Here is a 12,590-nt window from a genome sequence, read left to right as displayed (position 1 = left end):
CGATCAGTTCACAGATAGGTATTCAGCCAAAGACTCGAGAGTCTTTGGCTGAATATCACGTTAATGCACCAAGCAACGACTAAAGCTATCAGCAAGATTCTGTTTGAATTCAAAGTATCCGCCAACAACGGCTTCTACTTCTATCCCCAGCGGGTCCAGTACACCTGTTTTGACTTTGCTACCTCGAATGACAGACTCTACAACCGCAGGAGTAAATTGTGGCTCTGAAAAAACACATCGCGCTTTTTCTGCCGCTAACGTTTTACGAATAGCGATCAGTGTTTTGGCCCCTGGTTTGCGTTCAGGGCTCACCGTAAAATAACCGAGATGATTAAGTGGGAAATCTTGCTCAAAGTAACCGTAAGCATCATGGAAGACATAGTAGCCAGCATCGGCAACTGGCGCTAACTGTTTAGTTATTGCCGCTTTCTGTTCGGTTAACTTCTGCTTAAACGCTTCTAGATTTTTTACGTACTCAGCTTTGTTGGTCACATCTAACCCAACAAGTTTTTGCGTGATCGCTTCAGCAACTTGCATAGTCGGTTTATAACCTAACCAAAAGTGCGGATCGTGAGAACCATGGTCATGATCATGGTGATCGTGATGACCACCAGCAAACTCACGCAACTCTAAGCCATTGATATCACTCAATGTCAGTACATTGTCTTGGTCTTTAAGAACTTTAGTTAAAAACGGTTCTAAATCATTACCATACCAAACAACGAGATCCGCATTTCGCAGGCGTTTTACGTCTGAAGGGCGTAATGCGTAGTCATGAGGTGAGGTGTTTGAACCAAGGAGTACATCAGGTTGTGAGATATTTTTTGTCAACTCAACCGTGATGAGCTGAATTGGCTTGATGCTAGTTAAAACCTCTGATGCTTGAGCAAAAGACGGGCTTGCAACAACAATTGCACAAGCCATTAGAAAACGTTTCATAGATTGGTGATTACCGACTGGTTAAAAGAGTGAATAAATGTTACATTATAACATTAGTCAATTGCAAATGAGTTCCATTCATGTCGGCTCTAGTCGAACTCAATAGTATTAACGTTCAATTTGGTGAACGCAAAGTACTCGACAATATATCTCTACGCCTCAATAGAGGTGAAATTACCACTTTGATTGGCCCAAACGGGGCGGGTAAATCTACTTTAGTCAAGGTGCTTCTTGGGTTATTGAAAGACTATAACGGTAAAGTGACCAAGACCAAAGGTGTCAAGATTGGTTATGTGCCACAAAAACTTAGGCTCAATGACTCGCTGCCCCTGAATGTAGAAAGATTTCTGCGTTTGGCGGGCAAATACAGTAAACAAGAACTGAATGATGCGCTTAAACTCGTTGGAGCAGAACACCTATTCAAGAGTAACATGCACTCTCTTTCGGGTGGCGAGAACCAAAGAGTACTTCTTGCGCGTGCACTTCTACAACGTCCTGATTTATTGGTGCTAGATGAGCCTGCGCAAGGTGTCGATGTTCAAGGGCAAATTGATCTCTACGAGCTAATCGACACGATTCGTCATCGCTTCAACTGTGCTGTATTTATGGTTTCACACGACCTACACCTCGTGATGGCAAAAACCGATGACGTAGTGTGTATCAATCACCATGTATGCTGTTCTGGTGCACCTGCAGAAATCGCACAGCACCCAAGCTATATAGCACTATTCGGTCATACGCATCAGCAGCCATTTGCCTTCTATCACCATAAACACAACCATCACCATCATGACTTAGCCGGAGAGCCCGTCGACGGTGATGCAGAAATCTGTTCAAACCATTCTCACGGCCATCATCATGATTGAGTTTTTGCTACCTTCAATATTAGCGGGCTTAGGTATCGCATTAATCGCCGGCCCTTTGGGTTCATTTGTTGTCTGGCGCCGTATGGCCTACTTTGGTGATACGCTAGCTCACGCTTCTCTAATGGGGCTCGCGCTCGGTTTCTTATTCGATATTAACCTGTATCTCGCATTGACTGTTTGTTGCTTAGCGTTAGCGGTTATCTTAGTGACGTTACAAAAACAACAGTTAGTCGCGACCGATACTTTATTAGGTATTCTTGCACACAGCGCCCTATCGCTAGGTTTAGTGGCAGTAAGCTTTCTTGATAACGTGCGTATTGACCTAATGAGTTATCTATTTGGCGACTTGTTAGCAGTAACGCCAGAAGATCTCGTATATATCTATATTGGTGTGGCAGTTGTTTCAGCAGTGCTGACCTTATTCTGGCGCTCACTTTTGTCTACCACAGTAAATGAAGATCTAGCAGCCGTAGAAGGCCATAACGTTGATCTGATGCGCCTAATCCTAATGCTTATGGTCGGCCTTGTCATCGCCATTGGTATGAAGTTCGTTGGTGCTCTGATTATGACGTCACTACTGATCATCCCAGCAGCAACCGCACGCCGCTTCGCCAAAGCGCCGGAACAAATGGCGATACTCGCCTCTGTCATTGGTGCAATTGCTGTTCTACTTGGTTTGAGCATGTCTTGGCACTACGACACACCTGCCGGCCCATCAGTAGTAATTAGCGCGACAGCGATGTTTATGCTGAGTCAGATGTATCGGGTTAAGAGCTAGAGAGCTGGAACAGTTTTGGAGGGTTGGCGTTCTACGCCAGCTCTTTTTATTTTTGGACAGGAATATTTTAGATTATAGCTCTAACAATTTTGGCCAGATTAGAAAGAGGATCTTGAAACTTTAAGCTTTCGTTAGCAGTTTTCTATCATAGCGGTAAAGGGCGCAGTTCGGCGTAATCTGTAGTTATTTTTATACCTTTGTCGACTTTGATGATCACACCATCACCTACTACCAACGTAGCTTCATCTAGTACTACCTTCACACTCCCCGTGACAACTGAAGCTGCTTCGGTCCCCCAAAGTTCATCAGATTCGACTTCAAAAGTAATCTCTTCCGGCACAAATATTTCTACATTACCACTAAATAGTTGATAGTTATTTTCATCAGTACTTTCTATCTGATCCGCACTAATTTCTATATCTGAAGCCATTGTAGGCTGCACAAAAAACATAATCGTGCTGACAAAAATGACGATAATTGAAGAACACATTGCAGCCAGTTTCGTTCTGATATTTATCTCGAATGAATTTCTTCTGGTCTCTTCTCGTAGAAGCAGTTCACTAGCATCTAATTCAAAACAAGCCGCTAGTGCCTTCACTGTTTCAGGTGAACCTGCACCTTCTTTCTCAACTCTTTGAATTGTTCTTAAACTTAAAGCACTTACATCAGCTAAATGTTGTTGACTCCATGCCCTTGACTTACGTTCATTGAGTATTGTTTTTGTATTAACCTTCATCACACGTCCAACATCTAATGTTTGATGTCCAAAGCATATAATAATTCCAAATTTCTTATACGACAGTTTAACGCCAATAATGCGTCAAAGGGGTGACAAACTGCTAACGCCCCACTTAAGTGGGGCGTTAGGGCTTAATTTAGTTATCATCAACTAGGTTGCTTTCCAGCAGCGAAGCGCTCCATAGGGCGAAGCCCGTTCCCGAGCGCAGCGTTCCCGCTCTTAAGCACCTTCGTTATGCAACTCTAGGTTAGCTAGGTCTTGCTGGAGCTCACGCTGTACTTTTGCATCGTCGCTGCGTAGGGATTCTAAAAAGTCTAGGTAGCTTTGGTCGATGTCGCCTGTAACGTATTCGCCACTGAATACCGATGTCTCAAACTTCTCGACATCGCGGTTACCCATGCCGACTGCATCAACAAGGTCTTCAAGTGTTTGGAAGATAAGCTCATCAGCACCAATTTGCTTACAGATTGAATTGTTGTCACGGCCATGAGCAATTAACTCAGTCGCGCTTGGCATATCAATACCGTACACGTTCGGAAAACGAATTTCTGGCGCTGCTGATACCATAAATACCTTTTTCGCACCTGAATCACGCGCCATCTCAATGATCTGCTCTGAGGTAGTTCCGCGGACAATAGAGTCATCTACTAGTAGAACGTTCTTATCTTTAAATTCAGAACGAATCGCGTTTAGCTTACGACGAACCGATTTCTTACGTTGCTGCTGACCCGGCATGATGAAGGTTCGACCTACGTAGCGGTTTTTCACAAAGCCTTGACGGTACGGTTTATCAATCGCTTGGGCAATTTGAAGCGCGATATCACATGAAGTTTCTGGAATTGGAATAACCACATCGATATCTAGGTGCTCGTACTCGTCGCGAATACGATCACCTAGTTTTTTGCCCATTTCAACCCGGGCACTGTATACCGAGATTTTGTCGATAAATGAATCAGGGCGAGCAAAGTAGACAAATTCAAAAATACATGGGTTTAGTGCTGGGTTATCGGCACATTGCTTAGTATGAAGTTGCCCATCAAATGTAGCGTAAATCGCTTCACCTGGCGCAACATCACGTAGGAAATCAAAACCTACAGCATCGAGAGCAACAGACTCTGAAGCAACCATGTATTCGACATTACCTGCTACTTCGCGTTTACCTAGGCATAGAGGGCGAATGCCGTTAGGATCACGAAACGCCACCATGCCATGACCGATAATCATTGCTGTAACTGCGTAAGCACCGCGAATAGTGCGATGGACATTGGTCACTGCGCGGAACACGTCTTCAGCCGTGACATTCCCCTTTACGGTGTCAATTTCATGGGCAAGCACGTTGAGCAGAACTTCTGAATCTGAAGTAGTGTTTACGTGACGACGATCTTTCTCGAACAATTTCTCACGAACTTCAGCTGCATTGGTAAGGTTACCGTTGTGTGCAAGCGTAATACCAAATGGAGAGTTTACGTAGAATGGTTGAGCCTCAGAAGAGCTTGCACTGCCCGCGGTAGGGTAGCGAACATGGCCGATACCCACACTGCCTTGGAGCCTTTGCATGTGTTTTGCTTCAAACACATCCTTCACCAAACCGTTCGCTTTTCTCAGACGAAAACGATTGCTTTCTATGGTACAAATACCCGCGGCATCTTGGCCACGGTGCTGCAATACCGTCAATGCATCATAGATAGACTGGTTTACAGGCGAAGTGCCCACGATTCCAACAATACCACACATGTCCTAACCCTCGATTTTGACAATGACTGGCGCGTTATAGCGCGCCAGATAAGAAACTAGATGTTGCTTGTAAGTGTTCGAAGAAAGGGGCAATGACGCGGCTAAATTCCGGCACCAATTGAGAACCTTTCCACCACTGTGAATCTGGAAACGAAGTAAACGCATCCATAAAAAATAGTCCGGCAGAAACAATTAGAACACCACGCAAACCGCCAAAGACGATGCCTAATACTCTGTCTGTTCCCGACAAGCCTGTTTTCTGCACTAGCTGAGAGATCACGTAGTTAACGAGAGCACCCACAACTAAGGTTGCAATAAACAAGGCTGCGATCGCGGCTCCATTACGAACCATCTCATCTTGGATATTGGTAAAGTAGACCGCTAGCTTCGCGTAGTACTGACTCGCGATAAAAAACGCCCCAAACCAAATCACCAATGACAACGCTTCTTTAGCGAAGCCACGAACTAAACTGATCAAAGCCGACAGGCCGATCACACCTAAAATGACAATATCTAACGGATTCATTCTGTACTTACATCTTAAGTTGGCGCGCATTTTAACAGAAAAAACGCTGACGCAAACGTTTTCTTATGGATTTAGTGGTTTAAATTTGAGCAACTGACCTTTGGAACCAGTAATTTTTTCTAGTTCAATGATCTGACGCTCAAGCTTACTCTTTGATACATCAGGACCAATAATGACTCGTGTAAAACCATTTTCGGGTTTTGTGTGAGCTTGATAACCGCGCTTTTGTAGATCTTTCACCAGATTTTTAGCGTTGTCGGCATTTTTTAATGCCATTAATTGAACGATCCATGCACTATCTTGGTACTCGTTGCGCTCTGGAACTTCTTTTACCACCACTGGTAATGGTTTATCTTCTGCAACTGGTTCGTTACTCGAGATGGTTACCTCAACTGGTGTGTCAGGTAAGCTTTGGCTATCATCAACCGGATCTAACACTTCAAAACTCTCTAACTCACTATCAAGCTCAGGTTTAAGAGGAATGCTAGCGATCTCTTCTTTATAATGGGTTTTCTTGCCGTCTAGCACGTCTGGTAAAACAATAATCCCTATCGCGACAAGGATGATGGTACCAACGAGGCGGTTTTGAAATTTACTTGCCATTTATTCACCTTTGTTTTGCCAATACTCTAGTACTTCACCCACAGTGTGGAAAGAACCAACAACTAGAATGACATCTTGAGGCTTGGCGTTTGTCATTGCTGCTTCAAATGCTTCTACTGGAGTTGGATACTGGGTTGTACCTGACGGAAGATACTGACATAGCTCCTCAGAACTTGCCGCACGTTGACCAGAAAGAGAAGCAGGATACCAATTGGCAGCGATTGGGCTTAGCGCATTTAGCGTCGCTTCAACGTCTTTGTCATGCAACATAGCCACCACAATATGAATGTTGTTACCTTGGTACTGCTGTTCAACTCTTTCAACCAAATATTCAGCTGAGTGCGGGTTGTGAGCAACGTCAAGCAAGATGGTTGGCTTAGTGCTGATAACTTGCATACGTCCCGGTAACTGAGCGTTTTTGAGGCCATTAACGATATTTACGTCGCTTAAGTCTAAGTTCGCTGTCGCAAGTGCCATAAGCGCCGTTGCGGCGTTTTGCAGTGGTAAGTTTGGGACAGGTAAATCTTCTAAGGTGTAGCTTCCATGTGTCCACTGCCAAACTGATTCACTTTGTAGTTCGTAGCTGTACTGTATATCAACTGCATAGAACTCAGCACCAATGTCATCAGCATGAGCTGCAACGGTTGATGGCGCTTTGGGTTGACCACAAATCGCCGGTTTGCCACTACGGTAAATTCCCGCTTTTTCGAAACCGATGACGTTAATATCGTCACCAAGCCAGTCAACATGATCAATCGCTAAGCTGGTAATCACAGAGACATCATGATCCACCACGTTGGTCGCATCAAGACGACCACCTAAGCCGACCTCCAGCAGAACAATATCCACTTTCTCTGTTTGGAAAAGGCGCAGTGCAGCTAGCGTTCCGTATTCGAATAGGCTTAAGCTTATTTCTCCGCGTTGTTTTTCAACAAAATCAAACGCTTGTGCATGCTTGTCATCACTTAGCTCTTCACCGTTAATACGGACACGCTCGTTGTAACGAATAAGGTGTGGTGAGCTATAGACACCAACAGAGTAGCCAGCATCGAGCAAAATTGCTTCCATCAGCGCACATGTAGAGCCTTTGCCGTTAGTACCAGCGACAGTAATAACAGTAGCAGCAGGTTTAGTAAGATTGGCTGTTTGAGCGACAGCTTGGACGCGGTCTAGACCTAGATCTATCGCAGAGGTGTGGATGTTTGTTAAATAATCAAGCCACATCGATAGTGGAGATGTGGCTTGAGGAATTTGGGTTTGACTCATCTAACTATAACCAATTGATTGCGGTTGCTTGTTAGTGAGCTACTTTACCCTTTTTCGTCTGCTTCTGGTACAGAATAAGCAGCTTCATTTGGCGAATCGTTAACAGAAACCACCAAAGGTGATGGATTGTTGTTCATCTTCGCCATCAGGCTACCGATACGTTGACGCATCTCACGACGATCAACGATCATGTCAATCGCACCGTGCTCAAGAAGGAACTCACTACGTTGGAAGCCTTCCGGTAGATCTTCACGTACTGTTTGTTCAATAACTCGGCGACCTGCAAAACCAATCAGTGCTTTAGGCTCACCAATGTTGACGTCACCAAGCATGGCTAAACTAGCAGAAACACCACCCATAGTTGGGTCTGTCATTACTGAAATAAACGGTAAGCCTTTGGCAGACATACGCTCTAGCGCAGCACTGGTTTTTGCCATTTGCATAAGAGACATCAACGCCTCTTGCATACGTGCACCACCACTTGCAGAGAAGCACACTAGACCACAGTTGGCTTCCATCGCTGCTTCAGCTGCACGAACGAAGCGAGCACCAACAACAGAGCCCATTGAACCGCCCATGAAAGAGAAGTCGAATGCACAGGCAACGATAGGCTGACCAAGTAGCTCACCTTTCATTACAACTAGCGCGTCTTTCTCGCCACTATTTTTCTGAGCCGCAGAAATACGATCTTTGTATTTCTTTGAATCTCTAAACTTCAGCTTATCTTGCGGCTCAAGCTCGTCGGCAATCTCAACACGATTATCTTCGTCTAGGAATGTTTCAAGGCGACGACGTGCTCTCATACGCATATGATGGTCACATTTCGGACATACTTCTAGGTTACGCTCTAGTTCAGCGTGGTAAAGCACCTGTTCACATGAAGTACATTTTGTCCAAACCCCTTCAGGGATTGACGCTTTACGTGAACTAACGATATTGCTTTTTTCTAAAATCTTTTCAAGCCAACTCATGGAAGACCTTTTCTCTCTACTCCCGCGCTTAAAGCGAAGGATACAAATTCTGAATTTACGCGTGAGGATTAAAGCATATTAAATGCCAAGTGTAGACAAAAAACTGGTTGTACCTATTTCTTGAATCAATTCCACACACACTAAAAACCTGATTAGTTCGACAATTTACCACGTATTAGTTCAAATTGTCTGGCAAAAATAGTGGCCCAATCGGCACTCTTGGCAATTGGAATTCTTCAGGATAATCAACATCAACTAGGTACAAACCTGCTGCCTTTGCCGTTGCCCCAGCCTGCTTGCGATCTTTGATCTCTAATAGCTCTTTTATCCACTCTGGGTTTTGATCACCACGGCCAACACAAATCAGACTACCCGTGATATTACGAACCATATGATGAACAAATGCATTGGCTTTAATATCGATCACCACATACTGATTATGACGAGTCACGTTGATGTGCATCATATTGCGCCACGGACTACGTGATTGACAGTGAGTAGCTCTAAAAGAAGTGAAGTCATTTTCTCCCAGCAGGTATTGCGCTGCTTGGTGCATCTTCTTTTCGTCAAGGTCGCCGTGGTAGTGGCTGACACCCGAAGAAAGAATTCCTGGTCGTAATGCACTATTAAAAATGATGTAGCGGTAACGACGCGCTGTGGCAGAAAAACGGGCGTGAAAGGCTTCTGGCACTTCTTTAGCCCAGCGTACGGCGATATCATCAGGCAAGTTAGCATTGGCTCCCATCGTCCAAGCGACCATTTTGCGTGTTGCTGTGGTGTCGAAATGAACAACCTGGCCCGTACCATGTACGCCTGCGTCTGTACGTCCAGCACATTGGACTTCGATAGGATGGTTTGCAACGATGCTCAACGCGTGTTCTAGCTTCTCTTGTACGCTTTTAACTTCTCGTTGGCGCTGCCAACCAAAATACTGAGTACCGTTGTATTCAATACCTAAAGCAATTCTCATCAGGGTGTTCTCGTTGAAATTTTGGGCCGAATAATGGGGGCAGAAGTATATACCAAAAAACAAGGGGGCTAAACTGCCCCCTTGTAGAACGAGGTTACCTACCCCTTATTGATGATATCGATAAGGTTTTTTGCTTCTTGGCGGATTTCATCACTACCATCAACAATGGCTTCTTCTAAAAGCTTGATGGCTCCTTGTGAGTCATTCATCTCGATATAGATTTTTGCAAGGTCTAGCTTACCTGCTGCTTCAGAGTTGGCATCGACATCAGTTGCATCACCAATATCGCCAATCACATCAGGAAAGTCATTCAAGCCAACATCTAGTTTCAGCTCGTCATCAACAGATTGTTCTTCTTCAGACTCCACTTCAGCCATTAACTCGTCAATAGTGCGGTAGTTGTTTTCATTGGGGTTAAACTCTTCAAGATCCGATTGCTCTTCCCAGTTTTCTTCCAGAATTTTAGCCTGTTCTGGTGTATTGTCTTGCGACCACACATCCGCCTGGTCTTCAGGAATATCATCTGGAATACTTGCCTGTTGCTCAGGCGAAAGACTAAAGCCATTCCAGTCTTCGCCCATTTCAAGCATCGCATCAATATCCATCCCTGCACTATCAGACGTCGTTGTATCTATTGGCGTCTCGAATGAGAAGTTTGCTGTTTCAGGCTGTTCTTCAGACAGCAATTCATCAAACGCTCTCTCATCATAATCTTGGTGTGCTAATTCGATCTCATCTACTGAAGGTGCAACATTTTCGGAAGGTATTTCGCTTAGTTCAGGTAGCTCTACGGGCTCTAGCTCAAAGTCATCCTGCGTTAACTCATCACTGGTTGGCTCCAAATCTTCGAGAGCATCTTCTTCGTTATATTGAGGAAGATCTGACTCTGCAATTTCAATGGACTCTTCTTCAGATTCAGCGGTAGACGCTTCTAGTTGCGGCTCGTCGGCAACTTCAGCGAGCGCTTCTTCTTCACCGAATTCTGGTAGCTCTAGCTCATCAGGATCGAATGATTCCTCTTCAAACTCAGCAGTAGGCGCTTCCGCTTGTGGCTGCAGCTCGTCGGCAACCTCAGCGAGCGCTTCTTCTTCACCAAACTCGGGTAGCTCTAGCTCATCGAGTTCGAGAGATTCGTCTTCAAGTTCTACAGCAGGAGCTTCTACTTCTGGCTGCAACTCATCGGCAGCCTCAGCGAGCGCTTCTCCTTCACCAAATTCTGGTAGCTCTAGCTCATCAAGTTCGAGAGATTCGTCTTCAAGTTCTACGGCAGGATCTTCCGCTTGTGGCTGCAGCTCGTCGGCAACCTCAGCGAGCGCTTCTTCTTCACCAAACTCGGGTAGCTCTAGCTCATCGAGTTCGAGAGATTCGTCTTCAAGTTCTACAGCAGGAGCTTCTACTTCTGGCTGCAACTCATCGGCAGCCTCAGCGAGCGCTTCTCCTTCACCAAATTCTGGTAGCTCTAGCTCATCAAGTTCGAGAGATTCGTCTTCAAGTTCTACGGCAGGATCTTCCGCTTGTGGCTGCAGCTCGTCGGCAACCTCAGCGAGCGCTTCTTCTTCACCAAATTCTGGTAGCTCTAGCTCATCGAGTTCGAAAGATTCCTCTTCAAGCTCAGTAGCAGGAGCTTCAACTTCTGGCTGCAGCTCGTCGGCAACCTCAGCGAGCGCTTCTTCTTCACCAAATTCTGTTAGCTCTAGCTCATCGAGTTCGAAAGATTCCTCTTCAAGCTCTACGGCAGGAGCTTCTACTTCTGGCTGCAACTCATCGGCAACCTCGCCGAGCGCTTCTTCTTCACCAAATTCTGGTAGCTCTAGCTCGTCGAGTTCGAAAGGTTCCTCTTCAAGCTCTACGGCAGGAGCTTCCGCTTCTGGCTGCAGCTCGTCGGCAACCTCAGCGAGCGCTTCTTCTTCACCAAACTCCGGTAGCTCTAGCTCATCGAGTTCGAAAGATTCCTCTTCAAGCTCAGTAGTAGGAGCTTCAACTTCTGGCTGCAGCTTGTCGGCAACCTCAGCGAGCGCTTCTTCTTCACCAAATTCTGTTAGCTCTAGCTCATCGAGTTCGAAAGATTCCTCTTCAAGCTCTACGGCAGGAGCTTCTACTTCTGGCTGCAACTCATCGGCAACCTCGCCGAGCGCTTCTTCTTCACCAAATTCTGGTAGCTCTAGCTCGTCGAGTTCGAAAGGTTCCTCTTCAAGCTCTACGGCAGGAGCTTCCGCTTCTGGCTGCAGCTCGTCGGCAACCTCAGCGAGCGCTTCTTCTTCACCAAACTCCGGTAGCTCTAGCTCATCGAGTTCGAAAGATTCCTCTTCAAGCTCAGTAGTAGGAGCTTCAACTTCTGGCTGCAGCTTGTCGGCAACCTCAGCGAGCGCTTCTTCTTCACCAAATTCTGTTAGCTCTAGCTCATCGAGTTCGAAAGATTCGTCTTCCAACTCTACTGTTGATACCTCTGTTTCTGGCTGTGGATCTTCGGTGACACTCTCTTGAGCTATATCAGGCAAATCTAGCTCTACAGGCTCTTGTACTTCCTGTTCGGCTGGTGCTTGAGAGGCCAAAGTATCTTCTGCTTGAGCTTCTTCAGTCTGAGGCTCATCAATTATCCAATCATCGTCTTGAGGAACACCAAACTCATTTGGGATAGCTTCTGGAATAGATGGTGAAGACTTGGATTCTTCTGGAGTCTCTGGAGTCTCTGGAGTCTCTGGAGTCTCTGGAGTCTCTGGAGTCTCTGGAGTCTCTGGAGTCTCTGGAGTCTCTGGAGTCTCTGGAGTCTCTGGAGTCTCTGGAGTCTCTTCTTTCAGTGTGTCATTTTGCTCTTGCTGCGCAAGCAAATCATCTTCAACAATTGCTTGCTGTTCAGCACCTGAGGTCGCTGACAACTCATTCAAAGAGGCTGAAGATGTCTCTACAACTTGAGCGGGTTCAGACGCCGTGTGTGGACTTTCAACCTCATCAATTGCTGAAGTCAGCCAATCTTCTTCTGGTTCATCTTCACTTGGAGCTTGCTCAGCAACACCTTCATTGGACAGCACGTCTTGACTGTCTACTTCATCGATATCGGTAGGCTCTTCAAGTTCGTCTTGAGGATTCTCAAAGTCTTCAATAGCCGTTGTTAGCCAATCGTCTTCATCTTCTTCTGGTTCTGACTCTGGCTCTGGCTCTGGCTCTGGCTCTGGCTCTGGCTCTGGCTCTGGCTCTGGC

General features: G+C 45.8%; 11 protein-coding genes. 2 read left to right on the top strand and 9 right to left on the bottom strand.

Annotation, left to right across the window (positions count from 1 at the left end; genetic code table 11):
- Nucleotides 1–60 precede the first annotated feature (60 nt).
- Nucleotides 61–939 carry a zinc ABC transporter substrate-binding protein ZnuA gene (znuA, locus tag APB76_RS17460; protein WP_054961328.1) on the bottom strand — a complete coding sequence of 293 codons (879 nt, stop codon included), beginning with the start codon at nt 937–939 and terminating at the stop codon, nt 61–63.
- Nucleotides 940–1,019: 80 nt separating this feature from the next.
- On the opposite strand from znuA, the gene znuC reads away from it, so the two are divergent.
- Entirely contained in the window at nt 1,020–1,805 is a 786-nt protein-coding gene (gene znuC / locus APB76_RS17455) for a zinc ABC transporter ATP-binding protein ZnuC (protein WP_049846695.1), read from the top strand.
- On the top strand, nt 1,798–2,583 hold the full coding sequence (znuB, locus tag APB76_RS17450) for a zinc ABC transporter permease subunit ZnuB (RefSeq protein WP_049846694.1): 786 nt from the start codon (nt 1,798–1,800) through the stop codon (nt 2,581–2,583). The genes znuC and znuB overlap by 8 nt, the downstream gene beginning before the upstream one ends.
- 145 nt (nt 2,584–2,728) lie before the next feature.
- On the opposite strand, the gene APB76_RS17445 is transcribed toward znuB, so the two are convergent.
- From APB76_RS17445 to APB76_RS23310, 8 genes are all read right to left on the bottom strand, one after another.
- Nucleotides 2,729–3,319 carry a helix-turn-helix domain-containing protein gene (locus APB76_RS17445; RefSeq protein ID WP_054961327.1) on the bottom strand — a complete coding sequence of 197 codons (591 nt, stop codon included), beginning with the start codon at nt 3,317–3,319 and terminating at the stop codon, nt 2,729–2,731.
- A gap of 222 nt (nt 3,320–3,541) precedes the next feature.
- A complete protein-coding gene (gene purF / locus APB76_RS17440; RefSeq protein ID WP_054961326.1) occupies nt 3,542–5,056 on the bottom strand; it encodes an amidophosphoribosyltransferase in 1,515 nt (504 codons plus the stop codon).
- A 34-nt stretch (nt 5,057–5,090) separates the two neighbouring features.
- A complete protein-coding gene (locus tag APB76_RS17435; RefSeq protein WP_049846691.1) occupies nt 5,091–5,582 on the bottom strand; it encodes a CvpA family protein in 492 nt (163 codons plus the stop codon).
- Between the two features lie 63 nt (nt 5,583–5,645).
- The gene (locus APB76_RS17430) at nt 5,646–6,185 is read right to left on the bottom strand and encodes an SPOR domain-containing protein (protein ID WP_054961325.1); all 540 of its coding nucleotides are present in this window, start codon (nt 6,183–6,185) and stop codon (nt 5,646–5,648) included.
- Nucleotides 6,186–7,451: a bifunctional tetrahydrofolate synthase/dihydrofolate synthase gene (gene folC, locus APB76_RS17425; RefSeq protein WP_054961324.1), complete on the bottom strand. Its 1,266-nt coding sequence runs from the start codon at nt 7,449–7,451 to the stop codon at nt 6,186–6,188.
- A 44-nt stretch (nt 7,452–7,495) separates the two neighbouring features.
- The gene (accD, locus tag APB76_RS17420) at nt 7,496–8,422 is read right to left on the bottom strand and encodes an acetyl-CoA carboxylase, carboxyltransferase subunit beta (RefSeq protein ID WP_054961323.1); all 927 of its coding nucleotides are present in this window, start codon (nt 8,420–8,422) and stop codon (nt 7,496–7,498) included.
- A 175-nt stretch (nt 8,423–8,597) separates the two neighbouring features.
- Complete coding sequence (truA, locus tag APB76_RS17415) at nt 8,598–9,392, bottom strand: tRNA pseudouridine(38-40) synthase TruA (RefSeq protein WP_054961322.1); 795 nt, start codon at nt 9,390–9,392, stop codon at nt 8,598–8,600.
- A 98-nt stretch (nt 9,393–9,490) separates the two neighbouring features.
- Nucleotides 9,491–12,590, bottom strand: a 3,100-nt coding sequence (locus APB76_RS23310) for a FimV/HubP family polar landmark protein (RefSeq protein ID WP_330220432.1), incomplete at its 5' end; no start/stop codon positions are given.

It is taken from the genome of Vibrio bivalvicida (assembly GCF_001399455.2).
Taxonomy (GTDB): domain Bacteria; phylum Pseudomonadota; class Gammaproteobacteria; order Enterobacterales; family Vibrionaceae; genus Vibrio; species Vibrio bivalvicida.
Note: the sequence above shows the minus strand (reverse complement) of the source record. Positions and strands in the feature narration are given on the sequence as shown.